The sequence below is a fragment of the Streptomyces sp. NPDC031210 genome, from assembly GCF_055570395.1.
This window is the reverse complement of record NZ_JBVIHH010000029.1, coordinates 1-16657: the sequence shown is the minus strand read 5'-3', so window position 1 is coordinate 16657 and position 16657 is coordinate 1. Positions and strand designations below refer to the sequence as shown.

The 16657-nt window shown below is 69.4% G+C and carries 12 protein-coding genes; 9 read left to right on the top strand and 3 right to left on the bottom strand.

The features are described from left to right. Positions 1–136 precede the first annotated feature (136 nt). Positions 137–4093 carry a type VII secretion protein EccCa gene (gene eccCa / locus ACZ45Z_RS32450; protein WP_468370223.1) on the bottom strand — a complete coding sequence of 1319 codons (3957 nt, stop codon included), beginning with the start codon at positions 4091–4093 and terminating at the stop codon, positions 137–139. A 253-nt stretch (positions 4094–4346) separates the two neighbouring features. Here eccCa and eccD point away from each other — a divergent pair, with 253 nt between their 5' ends. The 6 genes from eccD (at position 4347) to ACZ45Z_RS32420 (ending at position 11447) form a co-directional block, all read left to right on the top strand. Next, positions 4347–5816 (top strand): type VII secretion integral membrane protein EccD, encoded by a 1470-nt coding sequence (gene eccD / locus ACZ45Z_RS32445; RefSeq protein WP_468370221.1) that lies wholly within the window; start codon positions 4347–4349, stop codon positions 5814–5816. 150 nt (positions 5817–5966) lie between these two features. Next, on the top strand, positions 5967–6254 hold the full coding sequence (rpsO, locus tag ACZ45Z_RS32440; protein WP_130880217.1) for a 30S ribosomal protein S15: 288 nt from the start codon (positions 5967–5969) through the stop codon (positions 6252–6254). Between the two features lie 297 nt (positions 6255–6551). Further along, positions 6552–8774, top strand: coding sequence for a polyribonucleotide nucleotidyltransferase (locus ACZ45Z_RS32435; protein WP_468370219.1), 2223 nt, complete (start codon positions 6552–6554; stop codon positions 8772–8774). Further along, the gene (locus ACZ45Z_RS32430; protein WP_468370216.1) at positions 8771–10150 is read left to right on the top strand and encodes a M16 family metallopeptidase; all 1380 of its coding nucleotides are present in this window, start codon (positions 8771–8773) and stop codon (positions 10148–10150) included. The genes ACZ45Z_RS32435 and ACZ45Z_RS32430 overlap by 4 nt, the downstream gene beginning before the upstream one ends. Before the next feature lie 77 nt (positions 10151–10227). Further along, positions 10228–10980: a 4-hydroxy-tetrahydrodipicolinate reductase gene (dapB, locus tag ACZ45Z_RS32425; protein ID WP_468370212.1), complete on the top strand. Its 753-nt coding sequence runs from the start codon at positions 10228–10230 to the stop codon at positions 10978–10980. 14 nt (positions 10981–10994) lie between these two features. Then, complete coding sequence (locus ACZ45Z_RS32420; RefSeq protein ID WP_468370210.1) at positions 10995–11447, top strand: hypothetical protein; 453 nt, start codon at positions 10995–10997, stop codon at positions 11445–11447. Positions 11448–11475: 28 nt separating this feature from the next. Here ACZ45Z_RS32420 and ACZ45Z_RS32415 read toward each other — a convergent pair whose 3' ends face one another. Both ACZ45Z_RS32415 and ACZ45Z_RS32410 read right to left on the bottom strand, forming a co-directional pair. After that, positions 11476–12042, bottom strand: coding sequence for a phage holin family protein (locus tag ACZ45Z_RS32415; RefSeq protein ID WP_468370208.1), 567 nt, complete (start codon positions 12040–12042; stop codon positions 11476–11478). 119 nt (positions 12043–12161) lie between these two features. Next, positions 12162–12401, bottom strand: coding sequence for a hypothetical protein (locus ACZ45Z_RS32410; protein ID WP_468370206.1), 240 nt, complete (start codon positions 12399–12401; stop codon positions 12162–12164). A gap of 233 nt (positions 12402–12634) precedes the next feature. Here ACZ45Z_RS32410 and thyX point away from each other — a divergent pair, with 233 nt between their 5' ends. The 3 genes from thyX to ACZ45Z_RS32395 all read left to right on the top strand — a co-directional run bounded on the left by thyX (position 12635) and on the right by ACZ45Z_RS32395 (position 16290). After that, positions 12635–13393, top strand: a complete 759-nt coding sequence (thyX, locus tag ACZ45Z_RS32405; RefSeq protein ID WP_468370202.1) for an FAD-dependent thymidylate synthase — start codon at positions 12635–12637, stop codon at positions 13391–13393. A gap of 198 nt (positions 13394–13591) precedes the next feature. Next, positions 13592–14491, top strand: coding sequence for a 4-hydroxy-tetrahydrodipicolinate synthase (gene dapA, locus ACZ45Z_RS32400; protein ID WP_468370200.1), 900 nt, complete (start codon positions 13592–13594; stop codon positions 14489–14491). A gap of 113 nt (positions 14492–14604) precedes the next feature. Then, a complete protein-coding gene (locus ACZ45Z_RS32395) occupies positions 14605–16290 on the top strand; it encodes a ribonuclease J (protein ID WP_468370197.1) in 1686 nt (561 codons plus the stop codon). Positions 16291–16657 lie beyond the last annotated feature (367 nt).

The following is a 16657-nucleotide window of genomic DNA, read 5'->3' as shown; positions in this document are numbered from 1 at the left end:
TAGACGGCACCACAGCTAGTGCCTTTGGTACCCCCCCCGCGCGGAACCCCACCCCGCTGGGGAGAAAGAAAGAAAGCGGTCTGGCGGTCCCCTCCCCCCCCCCCCCCCCCCCCCCCGCCGTCGCGCGTGTACCGGCTCAGCGGCCGCTCATCGGCAGCCAACCGGTCTGGACGAGCTGCGCACCCCGCTTACGCGTGATGAACGTCGCCCGGCCCGGCGTCAGGCTCTGGCCCTTGATGTTGCCCATCAGCGGACCCTCGGCCGGGTCGGCGGACAGGATCAGACCCTGCGCACCGAGCTCCTTGGTGCGCTGCATCACGGGCTCGAACGAGGACCGTCCGGCGCCCGAGGAGCTGCGCGCCAGGATCAGACGCAGACCCAGGTCACGGGCGAACGGCAGGTACTCCAGCAGCGGCTGCAGCGGGTTGCCGCTGCTCGTCGCGACCAGGTCGTAGTCGTCCACGATGACGAACGCGTCCGGCAGGTCGTACCAACTGCGGTTGCGCAACTGCTCGGGCGTGACGTCCGGCCCCGGCATCCGGCGGCCCAGCGAACCGGCCAGCCCGCTGATGACCTCCTGGAGCTGCGGTCCAGCGGCGCAGTACTTGTACAGATGGCTCTCCGGCACCTCGCCGAGCAGGGCGCGACGGTAGTCGGAGACGACCATCAGGGCCTTGTCGGACGGGTACCGCTCGGCGATCTGCTTCGTCAGCAGCCGCAGCAGCGAGGACTTGCCCGACTCGCTCTCGCCGTAGATGACCAGCAGCGGGTCCGTCTCGAAGTCGATGAACGCCGGCGACAGCGTCGTCTCGTCGACACCGATGGCGATGCCGTGCTCGGGGTAGTCGTTGCCCTTGGGCAGCTCGTTGACGTGCAGCATCGTCGGCAGCATCCGCACCTTGGGGGCGGGTTCGCCCGCCCAGTGCTCGCTGACCGTCGCCACCAGGTTCGCCATGCCGTCGCTGAGCGACTCCGGGTCGCTGATGCCGTCCAGACGCGGCAGCGCCGCGAGGAAGTCCAGCTTCTCCGGGGACATACCGCGGCCCGGCTTGCCCATCGGCACGTTCTCCGCGCGCTTGCGGTCGAACTCCGACTCCATCGGGTCGCCCAGGCGCAGCTCGACGCGGTTGAGGAGCTGGTCACGCAGGGCGGGACGGACCTCGGTGTAGCGCGAGCCGCCGATGATGAGGTGGATACCGAAACCGAGACCCCGGCCGGCGATGTCCAAGATCACCGGGTCGAGCTGCTCGTAGTCGGTCTTGAACGTCGCCCAGCCATCGATGATGAGGAAGACGTCGCCCCACTTCTGGTCGGGGAAGGCGCCCGCCGCCCGCCGCTGGCGGTAGGTCGAGATGGAGTCGATGTTGTTCGAGCGGAAGAACTCCTCGCGCTCGTTGAGGATGCCGACGACCTCGGCGACCGTACGGCGCACCTTCTCCGCGTCCAGACGCGAGGCGACACCGCCGACGTGCGGCAGGCCCTCCATGGCGAGCATGCCGCCGCCACCGAAGTCGAGGCAGTAGAACTGCACCTCGGCCGGGGTGTGGGTGAGCGCGAACGCCGCGATGGCTGACCGGATCAGCGTCGACTTACCGGACTGCGGACCACCCACGACCAGGCCGTGACCGGCACCGGCGGAGAAGTCCAGGTACATCACGTCACGCCGCTGCTCGAACGGCTTGTCCACCAGCGCGACCGGCACCACGAGCTTGCCCAGCGCGGTGTACTCCGGTGCGTGCACGCCCCGCTCGGGGGTGACGGCGAGCGCCGGCAGAAGCTGGTTGACGGTCGGCGACTCGTCCAGCGGCGGCAGCCACACCTGGTGCGCCGGCGGGCCCTGCCCCTGCATGCGCTGGACGATGACGTCCAGGACGGTGTCGGCGAGCGCGTCGTCCTGCTGCGGCTCGACCGGCTCCAGGGGAGTGGGGTCCTCGATGATCTGCTCGACGACCGGGGCCGCGGTGAACGGCACCGGCAGCCGGTTCGTCCGACTGCCGCCGGGGCCGCCGCCGGCACCCGGACCACGGTAGGGACCCGAGACGTACGCGGCCTTGAACTGCACCATCGTCTCGGTGTCGTACTTCAGGATGCCGGAACCGGGGACGTTGGGCAGGTGGTAGGCGTCCGGGACGCCGATCGCGGTCCGCGACTCGGCCGCGGAGAACGTCCGCAGACCCAGCCGGTAGGAGAGGAACGTGTCCAGACCGCGCAGCTTGCCCTCTTCCAGACGCTGCGAGGCGAGCAGCATGTGGACACCCATCGAACGGCCGATACGGCCGATCTGGATGAACATGTCGATGAAGTCCGGCTTGGCGGTCAGCAGCTCGGAGAACTCGTCGAGCACCATCACCAGCGACGGCAGCGGATCCAGCGGGGCACCCGCCGCACGCGCCTTCTCGTAGTCGGTGATGTTGGCGTAGTTGCCCGCGGAGCGCAGCAGCTCCTGGCGGCGCTGGAGTTCACCGGTGATCGAGTCGCGCATGCGGTCGATCAGGGAGACGTCCTCACCGAGGTTGGTGATGACGGCCGCGACGTGCGGCATCTCCGACATACCCGTGAAGGTCGCGCCACCCTTGAAGTCCGCGAGGATGAAGTTCAGCGTCTCGGAGGAGTGCGTCACCGCCAGGGCGAGCACCAGGGTGCGCAGCACCTCGGACTTACCCGAACCGGTCGCACCGACACACAGACCGTGCGGGCCCATGCCCTCCTGCGACGCCTCCTTGATGTCGAGCATGACGGGCTGGCCGTCCTTGTCGACACCGATCGGCACCCGCAGCCGCTCGTGCAGCGTCCGTGGCCGCCACGTACGCGAGACGTCCACCGAGCCGGCGTCACCGATGTTCATCAGGTCGGTGAAGTCCAGGTTCGACAGCAGCGGCTCCTCGCCGTCCGCGCCCGAACCGGCCCGCAGCGGAGCGAGCTGACGCGCCAGCGCCTCCGCCTCGGGAATCGACAGGGTGTCGCAGACGCCTTCGTAGACCGCGCCGCTCGCCGACTCCAGCACCAGCTTGCCCGGCCACACCTGCACGGCCAGACCACCGCGGATCTCATCCAGGTCACCCGGGACGACCTCGATGATGGTGACGCCCTGCAGACCCTCGGCCCCGGCGATCACCGAATCCATCGGGACCTCGCCGGCGTCCAGCACGATCACCACGTGCGGGGTGTCGGTCACCGGAGCGCCCTGCGGGTTGAACCGCCCGCGCCCGTCCAGGTCGTCCGCCAGCAGCTCCTCGATCTCACCGAGGTCGCCGACGATCAGCCGGCGGCTGCCGGCGCCGTCCACCGTCTTGTCCTGTACCTGCGGCAGCCACTTCGTCCACTCCCACTCCGCCTGCGCACCGGGCGAGGCGACGACCGCCACCACCAGGTCCTCGGGCGAGTGCAGGGTGCAAAGCTGGGCGATCATGGCGCGCGAGGCGCCGTAGACGGTGTCCGGGTCACCGGAGACGGTCAGGTGGTAGAACGCGCGCAGCGAGACCGCCAGCGGCAGATTGTCCAAATGGCCGTGCTTGTCGAGGAATTCCTTCATCGCGTGCGCGGTGAGCGGCTCCAGCTCGTCGACCGGAGCGGTCTCCGGAGCCTTCAGCGGCGTGGAGAGCTGCTGCGGCCCCAGCCCGAGACGGACCTGCGCGAAGTCCGGGTCGGTCGCCCGGCGCTCCCACACCCGCTTGCCCTCGGCCACGATCGACCAGAGCTGACCCGGGTCGGGGTGGATGAAGAGCTGGGCATCGCGCTGCTTGCGCGCGGTGCGCCGTACCTCTTTCCGCTTCTGCGTAAGGTACTTGAGGTAGTCCTGGCGCTCCTGAAGCATTTGCCCGGAAGGCCCCTGACGGGCCTTGACGATCTGTACGATCGCCATCGCCAGGGTGGAAACCACCATGACGCCGCCCATGATCTTCATGAACGGCTGGTTGCCCATAAAGAGGAACGCCGCCGACGAGGCCATGCCCATCATGGGCATGAAGCTCATCAGGATGTTCTCCTGTTCGCCCTCGCGTGGAAGCTCCGGAGGAGCCTCGAGTGTCACCTCCTCGGAGGGAACTACAGGTGGCAGCGCGCGGGGCGGGCGCTTGACGATGACAACGCTCACCGAGGCATCAGTCCTTCATGCATCTCGCAGTCTCGGACCGCCCCCGTTGGTTCGACGGTCCCCCGAGCCAAGTCCTTGGCCCGACGCAGGCGTTGATCCTACTGTTAAGCGTCAAGTCGCGGGGTGGGTGGGGCGGCCGCCCGGACGGACGGTACGCTGACGCACCGCGAGCGTGCCCAAGCCCTGTTCAAGCGGCTCTCTATATACGGCGCGCGACGCGACAAAACGCCCAACGGATAGGGGGAACCGCCAGGTGAGCACGACCACAGGCACCGGCTTTTGCCGGGTCACAGTCGCCGCGCCGGACGCACGGATCGATGTGGCTCTGCCGGAGGACGTCGCACTGGTCGACATTTATCCGGAGATCCTGCGGCTCTCCGGACAGTCCCAGGCGGAGGGCGCCCCGACCGGCTATCACCTCGTGCGCCGCGACGGCACCGTACTCGACGCCGGACAGTCGCTCGCGCAGCAGCAGATCCTCGACGGCGACCTGCTCCTGCTGAAGCCGTTCGCCGAATCGCTGCCCCTGCCGGTGTTCGACGACGTCTCCGACGCCGTCGCCTCCGCGGTCAAGCGCAACCGCAGCCGCTGGAGCGACGACCTCATGCACATCGTCGGCCTCACCGCCGGCGTGCTGCTGCTCGTCATGATGGCGTTCGCGCTGTGGTTCTCGAACCCCATCGACCGCGACATGCACCGCCTGCCCGGCATCATCGCCGGCGTGGTCGGCATCGTCCTGGTCGCCCTGGCCGGCGTCCGCGCCCGCGTCTACGACGACCACGGTTCCTCCATCGCCCTGGGCCTGGCCGCGCTGCCCCACCTGCTGCTCGCCGGTTCCGGCATCTTCGCCGTCGAGGAAGGCTCCGGCCCCGGCCGGCTGCACCTCCTCGTCGGCTGCGTGACCGTCCTGATCGCCTCCGTACTCCTGGTGGTGCTGCTGCCGCGCGGTGACGCGCCGTTCGTAGCCGCCGCGTTCCTCTCCGCCATCGGCACCCTCGCGGTCTTCGCGGCGATCCTCACCGACGCCGCCCCCCGCGAGGTCGCCGCGGTCACCGCCGTCGTCTCCATCGCCCTGGTCGCCTGGCTGCCCGGACTCTCCGCCCGCTTCGCCCGGCTGCCCATCGGCTACAAGTCGCCCGACCAGATCGCCAAGGGCTCCTACGACGGCGACCGGGCCGGCGAGAGCGAGTCCGTCGACTTCCTCAAGATCGGCAACCAGGCGCGCCGCGGCCACGAGCTGCTGCTCGGCCTCGTCGCCGGATGCGCCGCCCTCGTCGTCGGCTCCGCCGGTATCGTCCTGGGCTTCTCCGACAACGGCTGGGCCCAGCTCCTCGCCCTGGCCGCCGGCATCACGATCATGCTCCGCGCCCGCCTGTTCGACTACACCGCGCAGGTCGCCTGCCTGACCATCGCCGGCATTCTGACGATCGTCCTGCTCATCCTGGGTATCGCGCTGCATCCGCCGGCCGACATCTTCATCGAGCTGGGCCGCTTCAACGATTCCGGCCCGCTCAACATCCGCACCGTCTGGTTCTCCAGCAGCATCGCGGCCGGCGCCGCCCTGCTCGTCGGTGTGGGCCTGGTCGTGCCCCGCAAGGGCGTCACCCCCTTCTGGGGCCGCATCTTCGACGTCTTCGACGGCCTGGTCCTGCTGTCCCTGGTCCCGCTGTGCCTGGCGGTCCTGGACGTCTACAGCACCGTCCGCGGCCTCACCGCTAGCTGACCGCGAGAGCGCACCCGACGGCCCCCCGACCACCCGGTCGGGGGGCCGTTTCCTACTGGTACGCTGTGTGACGGCCCGATCGAGTCATCCAAGATTCCCTGTGAGGCAAACCAGGGGCGCTCAAGGGCCGAAACCACTGAGGAGTACCGCGTGTCGCTCGACGCCGCTACGAAGAAGCAGATCATGACCGAGTTCGCCACCAAGGAAGGTGACACCGGCTCCCCCGAGGTCCAGGTCGCGATGCTCACCCGTCGTATCTCGGACCTGACCGAGCACCTCAAGACCCACAAGCACGACCACCACTCCCGCCGTGGTCTGCTGCTGCTCGTCGGCCAGCGCCGTCGTCTGCTGCAGTACCTGGCGAAGAAGGACATCACGCGCTTCCGCGCGCTGGTCGAGCGCCTGGGCATCCGCCGCGGCGCGGCGGGCGCCAAGTAAGACGCCGTGAAGGGAGCGGTTCCCACCGGGGGCCGCTCCCTTTGCCGTACGCACCGGACACTTCCACCACCCCATGGTGGACGGAAGCTTTGTACCCTGGTGCCATATCGCAAAAGCGAACGCGGTAGGAGCGCCTCCTGGCCGCCGGTCCTCGGTAGTGGCCCCCGGACGATCCATGGACACATTCCATGCGTCATCACTCCGGGTGCTTCGATCGAAGACCGGCCCGCACCGGCGCTCCACCGAAGACGGTCCGCTGCCACACGGGCAGCGGACGCAGACGAGGAGATATTCCTGGTGGAGAACGAGACCCACTACGCCGAAGCCGTGATCGACAACGGCTCCTTCGGCACCCGCACCATCCGCTTCGAGACGGGCCGCCTGGCCAAGCAGGCCGCCGGCTCCGCCGTGGCGTACCTGGACGACGACACCATGGTGCTGTCGGCCACCACCGCTTCCAAGAACCCGAAGGATCAGCTCGACTTCTTCCCGCTGACCGTCGACGTCGAGGAGCGGATGTACGCGGCCGGGAAGATCCCCGGTTCCTTCTTCCGCCGTGAGGGCCGTCCCTCCGAGGACGCCATCCTCACCTGCCGGCTCATCGACCGGCCGCTGCGCCCCTCCTTCAAGAAGGGCCTGCGCAACGAGATCCAGATCGTCGAGACGATCATGGCGCTCAACCCCGACCACCTCTACGACGTGGTCGCCATCAACGCCGCCTCCTGCTCCACGCAGCTTGCCGGCCTGCCCTTCTCCGGCCCGATCGGCGGCACCCGTGTCGCGCTGATCAACGGCCAGTGGGTCGCCTTCCCGACCCACACCGAGCTGGAGAACGCCGTCTTCGACATGGTCGTGGCCGGCCGGGTCCTGCCCGACGGCGACGTCGCGATCATGATGGTCGAGGCCGAGGCCACCGAGAAGACGATCGAGCTCGTCAAGGGCGGCGCCGAGGCGCCGACCGAAGAGGTCGTCGCCGCCGGTCTCGAAGCCGCCAAGCCCTTCATCAAGGTGCTGTGCAAGGCCCAGTCGGACCTCGCGGCCAAGGCCGCCAAGCCCGTCGGCGAGTTCCCGGTCTTCCTCGACTACCAGGACGACGTCCTGGAGGCGCTGACCGCCGCCGTCAAGAGCGAGCTCACCCAGGCGCTGACCATCGCCGGCAAGCAGGACCGCGAGGCCGAGCTGGACCGCGTCAAGGCGCTGGCCGCCGAGAAGCTGCTGCCGCAGTTCGAGGGCCGCGAGCGGGAGATCTCCGCCGCCTACCGGTCGCTGACCAAGTCCCTGGTGCGCGAGCGCGTCATCAAGGACAAGGTCCGCATCGACGGCCGCGGCGTCACGGACATCCGTACGCTCGCCGCCGAGGTCGAGGCCATCCCGCGCGTGCACGGCTCGGCGCTGTTCGAGCGTGGCGAGACCCAGATCCTGGGCGTCACCACCCTCAACATGCTCCGCATGGAGCAGCAGCTCGACACCCTCTCCCCGGTGACGCGCAAGCGCTACATGCACAACTACAACTTCCCGCCGTACTCCGTCGGTGAGACCGGCCGCGTGGGCTCGCCCAAGCGCCGCGAGATCGGCCACGGCGCGCTCGCCGAGCGCGCCATCGTGCCGGTCCTGCCGACCCGCGAGGAGTTCCCCTACGCGATCCGCCAGGTCTCCGAGGCGCTGGGCTCCAACGGCTCGACGTCCATGGGCTCGGTCTGCGCCTCCACCATGTCGCTGCTGAACGCCGGTGTGCCCCTCAAGGCCCCGGTCGCCGGTATCGCCATGGGCCTGATCTCCCAGGAGATCGACGGCCAGACCCACTACGTCGCCCTCACCGACATCCTCGGTGCGGAGGACGCCTTCGGTGACATGGACTTCAAGGTCGCCGGCACCAAGCAGTTCGTCACCGCCCTGCAGCTCGACACCAAGCTCGACGGCATCCCCGCCTCGGTCCTGGCCGCCGCGCTCAAGCAGGCCCGCGACGCCCGCCTCCACATCCTCGATGTGATGAACGAGGCGATCGACGTCCCGGACGAGATGTCCCCCAACGCCCCGCGGATCATCACCGTCAAGATCCCCGTGGACAAGATCGGCGAGGTCATCGGCCCCAAGGGCAAGATGATCAACCAGATCCAGGAGGACACCGGCGCCGACATCACGATCGAGGACGACGGCACCATCTACATCGGTGCCGCTGTCGGCTCGCAGGCCGAGGCCGCGCGCGCCACGATCAACGGCATCGCCAACCCGACCATGCCGGAGGTCGGCGAGCGCTACCTGGGCACGGTCGTCAAGACGACCACCTTCGGCGCGTTCGTGTCCCTGCTCCCGGGCAAGGACGGCCTGCTGCACATCTCGCAGATCCGCAAGCTCGCCGGCGGCAAGCGCGTCGAGAACGTCGAGGACGTGCTCGCCGTGGGCGCCAAGGTGCAGGTCGAGATCGCCGAGATCGACCAGCGCGGCAAGCTCTCCCTGATCCCCGTGATCGAGGGCGAGGACGCCGAAGGCGCCGACCAGAAGGACGACGCCGCCAAGTGACGTCCCCAGCGCACGCGACGACGGCCCGCACCTCTTCGGAGGGGCGGGCCGTCGCCCGTACCCAAACGCTTCTCAAGGGCACCGCCGGCGCCGGCACGGTCCGCCGGACCACCCTCCCCGGCGGCCTGCGCATCGTCACCGAAACGCTGCCCTCGGTCCGCTCGGTCACCTTCGGGATCTGGGCGCACGTCGGCTCCCGCGACGAGACGCCCTCCCTCAACGGCGCGACCCACTACCTGGAGCACCTGCTCTTCAAGGGCACCGAGCGGCGCAGCGCGCTGGACATCTCCGCGGCGATCGACGAGGTCGGCGGCGAGATGAACGCCTTCACCGCGAAGGAGTACACCTGCTACTACGCGCGGGTGCTCGACGCCGACCTGCCGCTCGCCATCGACGTGGTGTGCGACATGCTCACCGGCTCGCTGATCGAGGCCGAGGACGTCGACGCCGAGCGCGGCGTCATCCTCGAAGAGATCGCGATGACGGAGGACGACCCGGGCGACTGCGTGCACGACGTGTTCGCGCACACCATGCTCGGCGACACCCCCCTCGGCCGCCCCGTCCTGGGCACCGTCGACACCGTCAACGCCCTCACCCCCGAGCGCATCCGCCGCTTCTACAAGAAGCACTACGACCCGACCCACCTCGTCGTGACGGCCGCGGGCAACGTCGACCACGCCAAGGTCGTCCGCCTCGTACGCCGCGCCTTCGAGCGGGCCGGCGCCCTGGACGGCCCGGACGCCGCCCCGACCGCCCCGCGCACCGGCTCGCGCGGCGTGCGCGCCGGCGGCCGCGTCGAACTGCTCAACCGCAAGACCGAGCAGGCCCACGTCATCCTCGGCATGCCCGGCATCGCCCGTACGGACGACCGGCGCTGGGCGATGGGCGTCCTGAACACCGCCCTGGGCGGCGGCATGAGCTCCCGCCTCTTCCAGGAGGTCCGCGAGAAGCGCGGCCTGGCCTACAGCGTGTACTCCTACACCTCCGGCTTCGCCGACTGCGGCCTGTTCGGCGTCTACGCGGGCTGCCGCCCGAACCAGGTGCACGACGTGCTCAAGATCTGCCGCGACGAACTCGACAAGGTGGCGTCCGACGGCCTCACCGACGACGAGATCCGCCGCGCCATCGGCCAACTGCGCGGCTCCACCGTCCTCGGCCTGGAGGACACCGGCGCGCTGATGCACCGCCTGGGCAAGAGCGAGCTGTGCTTCGGTGACCAGATGTCGGTCGACGAGATGCTGGCGCGGATCGCCGCGGTCACCCCCGACCAGGTACGCGAGGTCGCCGGCGACATCCTGGGCGCCCGCCCCTCGCTGTCCGTCATCGGCCCTCTGAAGGACCGGCAGGCGGACCGCCTGGAAGCCGCCGTCTCCTAGAAGCCGCCGTCTCCTAGACGGGTCCGGCGCCGACCCGCCGGACCCGCCCCGAACCGACGAAGAGAGAGCTGGAAACGATGAGCAAGCTGCGCGTGGCCGTACTGGGCGCCAAGGGCCGCATCGGCTCCGAGGCCGCACGAGCCGTCGAAGCCGCCGAGGACATGGAGCTGGTCGCCGCCCTCGGACGCGGCGACAAGCTGGAGACGCTGGTCGACGCCGGCGCCCAGGTCGTGGTCGAGCTGACCAACCCCGGCGCCGTCATGGGCAACCTCGACTTCTGCGTGCGCCACGGCATCCACGCTGTGGTCGGCACGACCGGCTGGACCGACGAGCGCCTCGCGCAGTTGCGCACCTCGCTCGCCGCCTCCCCGGAGGCGGGCGTGCTCATCGCCCCCAACTTCTCCATCGGCGCGGTCCTGACCATGCAGTTCGCGCAGCAGGCCGCCCGCTTCTTCGAGTCCGTCGAGGTCATCGAGCTGCACCACCCGAACAAGGCGGACGCCCCGTCGGGCACCGCCGCCCGTACCGCCCAGTTGATCGCCAAGGCCCGCGAGGAGGCCGGCAGCGCCCCTCAGCCGGACGCCACCAGCACCGCCCTGGACGGCGCCCGGGGCGCGGACGTCGACGGCGTCCCGGTCCACTCCGTCCGCCTGCGCGGTCTGCTGGCCCACCAGGAGGTCCTCTTCGGCGGGGTGGGGGAGACCCTCACCCTCCGCCACGACTCCCTCCACCACAGCAGCTTCATGCCGGGCATCCTGCTCGGCGTGCGCCGCGTGGTGACCACACCGGGCCTGACCGTGGGCCTGGAAAACTTCCTCGACCTGGGCTGACGGGCGGATCCACGGTGCGTGCCAAGCTCACCTACGCCGTCCTCGCGGCGGTCCTGGTCGTCTACTTCCTCCTCGTCGGCAGCCGCGGGATCCTGCTCATCAAGCAGGGCACCGCGCTGACCATCACCTTCGGCGCGGCCGTCCTGGTCCTGCCGTTCATCGGCCTGTGGTTCCTGTGGCACACCACCCAGTTCGCCCGCAAGGCCGGCATCCTGGCGCGCGAGCTGGAGGCCGAGGGCGGCCTCCCCGTCGACGAACTGCGGCGCACCCCCGGCGGCCGCATCGACCGCGACTCCGCCGACGAGGTCTTCGCCAAGCGGCGGGCCGAGACGGAGGACGCGCCCGGTGACTGGCGTACGTGGTTCCGGCTCGCCGTCGCCTACCACGACGCCCGCGACACCCCCCGCGCCCGCAAGGCCATGCAGCGGGCCATCGCCCTGCACGACAACGGGCCCGTACGGACCTGAATCCGCACGGGCCCCGGGCTCTCAGGTGTTACGCGCCTGACGGGCGGTACTCCGCCGCCCACGCCTCCAGCACATCCGCGGCCCGCTCGAACGCCTTCGGCCGCCCGAGGAAGTCGCTGTTGTGGTCGGTGAACTGCACCCGCAGCGGCTCACGCCCCGTCCGGTCGACGACCAGGGCCTGGCCCTGCACCGTCCGCGGCAGGCCCAGCCAGCGCACCGGCCGCTGGACCGTACGCACCGACGCGACGGCGCTCCACGGCTCCGTCGTCGTCCGCAGCAGCCCCACCTGCCGCAGGCCGCGCGCGCTCACCCACACCCCCACCCGCAGCAGACGCACGGCGAGGATGACCACGACCGCCCCGAGCGCCGCACAGGCCACCGCCCCGGGCACCGAACCGGCCAGCGCGATGATCATCGCGGAGAGCAGGACGAACGAGGCGAGCAGCAAAAACACCGCCGCCGCCCCCACTCGCCACGGTCCGGGGCGGTAGGGACGGCGCCAGTGATCGGGCTCGTCATGCGGCGTCGGAGGTGAGTCCGCCGCCCGGTTGTCGAAAGAGAGGTCGCGGTCGGCCGTCAGAAAGGGCAGGGGCACGGCTGATCCTCACTCAGGGCTGCTCAGCACTCACGATCGTGCTGACGGAAGCTGTGACCGGTGAGGTTAGCGGGCCGGGCCGAGCGGAACCACTCGGCGGCACGTCCCGTCGGATCCGCTCAGCGATGGGCGGCCTCGGAGTGATGCACCCGGTCCGCACCGGAGCTGTCCTGCTCCAGCGCGGGGGTCGCGAACAGCAGGGCGCCGGCCAGGCCACCCACCACTGTCAGGGTGATCAGGAACTGTCCGACGAGCTGCGCACGAGAGGCGCGCTCGCGGGGAGGGGGAGTGACATTGCTGCGGAACCGGTCTGCCTCTGCGACAAAGGCGAACGGGACGGGCTCTCGCCGGCGGAACATGAGCGGGCTCTCCTAGGAACCTCGAAGTGGGCACTGTCACAGGGTTAGACGAATGCGGCGTCCGTTTGGTGCCCGTTTCCCGTGACTGTTGTGAAAAATATCAACCGCGTGGCGGCCTCGCGCGGGCGGGGTCACGTTTCCGGCCTAACGGTGCATCAGGCCGCATTCCCCCCACTGTCGGTGGCGGGCCGTAGGCTGGGCGCCGCACGAGGATCGATTGGAAGGAACCGCCGGTGTCCCAGACCCCCGCCCAGAGCACTGAGAGCCCTGACAGTGCGTCCGCCAGCTTCCGGAGCGAGGTGACCGTCGAGCTGGTCAAGCACAGCGCGGCCGACAGCGACGTGCTGTGGGCGGCCCGTGTCTCCACGGCCGGCGAGCAGTCCCTGGAGGAGCTGACGAAGGACCCGGAGCGCTCCAAGGGCCTGATCAACTACCTCATGCGGGACCGGCACGGCAGCCCCTTCGAGCACAACTCCATGACCTTCTTCATCAGCGCGCCGATCTTCGTCTTCCGCGAGTTCATGCGGCACCGCGTCGGCTGGTCCTACAACGAGGAATCCGGCCGCTACCGTCAGCTCGAGCCGGTCTTCTACGTCCCCGGCGAGTCCCGCAAGCTCGTCCAGCAGGGCCGCCCGGGCAAGTACGAATTCGTCGACGGCACCCAGGCCCAGCACGACCTGACCACCCGCGTCATGGAAGACACCTACCGCCGGGCGTACGACGCCTACCAGGAGATGCTGGCCGCCGGCGTCGCCCGCGAGGTCGCCCGCGCGGTCCTCCCCGTCGGCCTGTTCTCCTCCATGTACGCCACCTGCAACGCCCGGTCCCTGATGCACTTCCTCGGCCTGCGCACGCAGCACGAGCTGGCGACCGTCCCGTCCTTCCCCCAGCGGGAGATCGAAATGGTCGGCGAGCAGATGGAGGCCCACTGGGCCGGGCTCATGCCGCTCACGTACGGCGCATTCAACGCCAACGGCCGCATCGCGCCGTAAAGGCCCAGGCGGCGGGCCGGATGGCGGGGCCCCGAGCATAGACGTGCGATCTGTCCGGATTGCAGCATTTTGCGAAGTTCATCTACGCTGAAGAAACGGACCCGGCACTGCTTGAACCCCCGAGCAGGCAGTGCCGGAGTCCACATCCCCACTCCCCGGACGCGCACCCGGCGGTGAGCTACGAGTAGCGTGGGACCCATGGCTCCGACTTCCACACCGCAGACCCCCTTCGGGCGGGTACTGACCGCCATGGTCACGCCGTTCACGGCGGATGGCGCCCTCGACCTCGACGGCGCGCAGCGGCTCGCCGCCCACCTGGTGGACGCCGGCAACGACGGCATCGTCGTCAACGGCACCACCGGAGAATCCCCGACCACGAGCGACGCGGAGAAAGCCCAGCTCGTCCGCGCCGTGGTCGATGCGGTCGGAGACCGCGCCTTTGTCGTCGCCGGAGCCGGCACCAACGACACCCACCACAGCCTGGAGCTCGCCCGCGCCGCGCGCGACGCCGGCGCCCACGGCCTGCTCGCCGTCACGCCGTACTACAGCAAGCCGCCGCAGGAGGGCCTCTTCCGGCACTTCACGGCCATCGCGGACGCCACCGAGCTGCCCGTCATGCTCTACGACATCCCCGGCCGCAGCGGCGTCCCGATCAACACCGAGACCATGGTCCGGCTCGCCGAGCACCCGCGGATCGTCGCCAACAAGGACGCCAAGGGCGACCTCGGACGCGCGAGCTGGGCCATCGCCCGCTCGGACCTCGCCTGGTACAGCGGCGACGACATGCTCAACCTCCCGCTGCTGTCCGTCGGCGCCGTCGGCTTCGTCTCGGTCGTCAGCCACGTCGTCACCCCCGAGCTGCGCGCCCTCCTGGACGCCCACCTCACCGGCGACGTCACCAAGGCCACCGAGATCCACCAGAAGCTGCTGCCCGTCTTCACCGGCATGTTCCGCACCCAGGGCGTGATCACCACGAAGGCCGCGCTGAGCCTGCTGGGCCTGCCCGCCGGCCCGCTGCGCCTGCCCCTGGTGGAGCTCGCCCCGGAAGAGACCGAACAGCTCACGCGAGATCTCGCCGCCGGCGGGGTACAGCTCTGAACACAGACTTCACAACTGAATACGGACCAACAACCGCCACATAGCAAGTGCACGAATGTCATGCGCGCCACGTGCCTCGACGGCAGCGTGGCGCGCGTGGTGAGGAGAGTCTTTTGAGTCATCCGCATCCCGAGCTCGGCGCCCCGCCGAAGCTTCCCAAGGGCGGCCTGCGGGTCACCCCCCTCGGCGGCCTGGGTGAGATCGGCCGCAACATGACGGTCTTCGAATACGGCGGCCGGTTGCTGATCGTCGACTGCGGAGTGCTCTTCCCCGAGGAGGAGCAGCCCGGAATCGACCTGATCCTGCCGGACTTCACGTCCATCCGGGATCGCCTCGACGACATCGACGGCATCGTGCTCACGCACGGCCACGAGGACCACATCGGCGGCATCCCCTTCCTCCTGCGCGAGAAGCCGGACATCCCGCTCATCGGCTCCAAGCTGACCCTCGCGCTCATCGAGGCCAAGCTCCAGGAGCACCGCATCCGCCCCTACACCCTCGAGGTGAAGGAAGGGCACACCGAGCGGATCGGACCGTTCGACTGCCAGTTCGTGGCGGTCAACCACTCCATCCCGGACGCCCTCGCGGTGGCCATCCGCACCCCCGCGGGCATGGTCGTCCACACCGGCGACTTCAAGATGGACCAGTTGCCGCTGGACCGCCGCCTGACCGACCTCCCCGCGTTCGCCAAGCTCGGCGAGGAAGGCATCGACCTCCTCCTCTCCGACTCCACGAACGCCGAAGTCCCCGGCTTCGTGCCGCCCGAGCGGGACATCTCCAACGTCCTGCGCACGGTCTTCGCGAACGCCCAGAAGCGCATCATCGTGGCCAGCTTCGCCAGCCACGTGCACCGCATCCAGCAGATCCTGGACGCCGCACACGAATACGGCCGCCGGGTCGCCTTCGTCGGCCGCTCCATGGTCCGCAACATGGGCATCGCCCGCGAGCTGGGCTATCTCAAGGTGCCGGCCGGCCTGGTCGTCGACGTCAAGACGCTCGACGATCTGCCCGACGACGAGGTCGTGCTGGTCTGCACGGGCTCGCAGGGCGAGCCGATGGCCGCGCTGTCCCGGATGGCCAACCGCGACCACCAGATCCGGATCGTCCCGGGCGACACGGTGATCCTGGCCTCGTCCCTCATCCCGGGCAACGAGAACGCGGTCTACCGCGTGATCAACGGCCTGACCCGCTGGGGCGCGGACGTCGTCCACAAGGGCAACGCCAAGGTCCACGTCTCGGGCCACGCCTCGGCCGGCGAGCTGCTGTACTTCTACAACATCTGCAAGCCCAGGAACCTCATGCCGGTCCACGGCGAATGGCGCCACCTGCGCGCCAACGCCGAGCTGGGCGCCCTGACCGGCGTCCCGAAGGACCGGATCGTGATCGCCGAGGACGGCGTCGTGGTCGACCTCGTCAACGGCGTCGCGAAGATCGTCGGCAAGGTCCAGGCGGGTTACGTCTACGTCGACGGCCTCTCGGTCGGCGATGTCACGGAGACCCACCTCAAGGACCGCCGCATCCTGGGCGATGAGGGCATCATCTCCGTCTTCCTGGTGGTGGACAGCACCACCGGCAAGATCGTCGGTGGCCCGCAGATGCACGCCCGCGGTTCGGGCATCGACGACGCGGCGTTCGCCGCCGTGGTCCCCAAGATCGACGAGGCGCTGTCCAAGTCGGCACAGGACGGCATCACGGAGCCCCACCAGCTCCAGCAGCTCGTTCGCCGCACGGTCGGCAAGTGGGTGTCGGACAACTACCGCCGCCGCCCGATGATCCTTCCCGTGGTCGTAGAGGTCTGACCTACGGGGTCGTACGAACCTACGCACGCGGAGCGGGGCGCCTGGATTTGCATCCAGGCGCCCCGCTCCAGTACGTTTACGTCTCCGCCTGAACGGGAAGCACCGCACGCCTGCGCGTATGGAGCCCTTCCCGAAGGGGGCGGAATTCCGACCCAGAGGAATCTGATAAAGTCGGATCAGCCGAAAGGCAAACCCCCTCCGACGGGAAATCGGAACCGAATTCGAACCGGAAACGGAACGAGCCGGATCTGATAGAGTCGGAATCGCGAAGGAGCCGAAAGGCGGAAACGCACCGGCGAAAATCAGGACCGCGAGGATCTGATAGAGTCGGAAACGCAAGACCGAAGGGAAGCGCCCGGAGAGCCTG

What these genes read in the sequence shown, in the direction of transcription:
- dapA (WP_468370200.1), top strand. Translation starts at nt 13,592, where the DNA reads ATGGCTCCGACTTCCACACCGCAGACCCCCTTCGGGCGGGTACTGACC.
- dapB (WP_468370212.1), top strand. Translation starts at nt 10,228, where the DNA reads ATGAGCAAGCTGCGCGTGGCCGTACTGGGCGCCAAGGGCCGCATCGGC.
- ACZ45Z_RS32410 (WP_468370206.1), bottom strand. Translation starts at nt 12,401, where the DNA reads ATGTTCCGCCGGCGAGAGCCCGTCCCGTTCGCCTTTGTCGCAGAGGCA.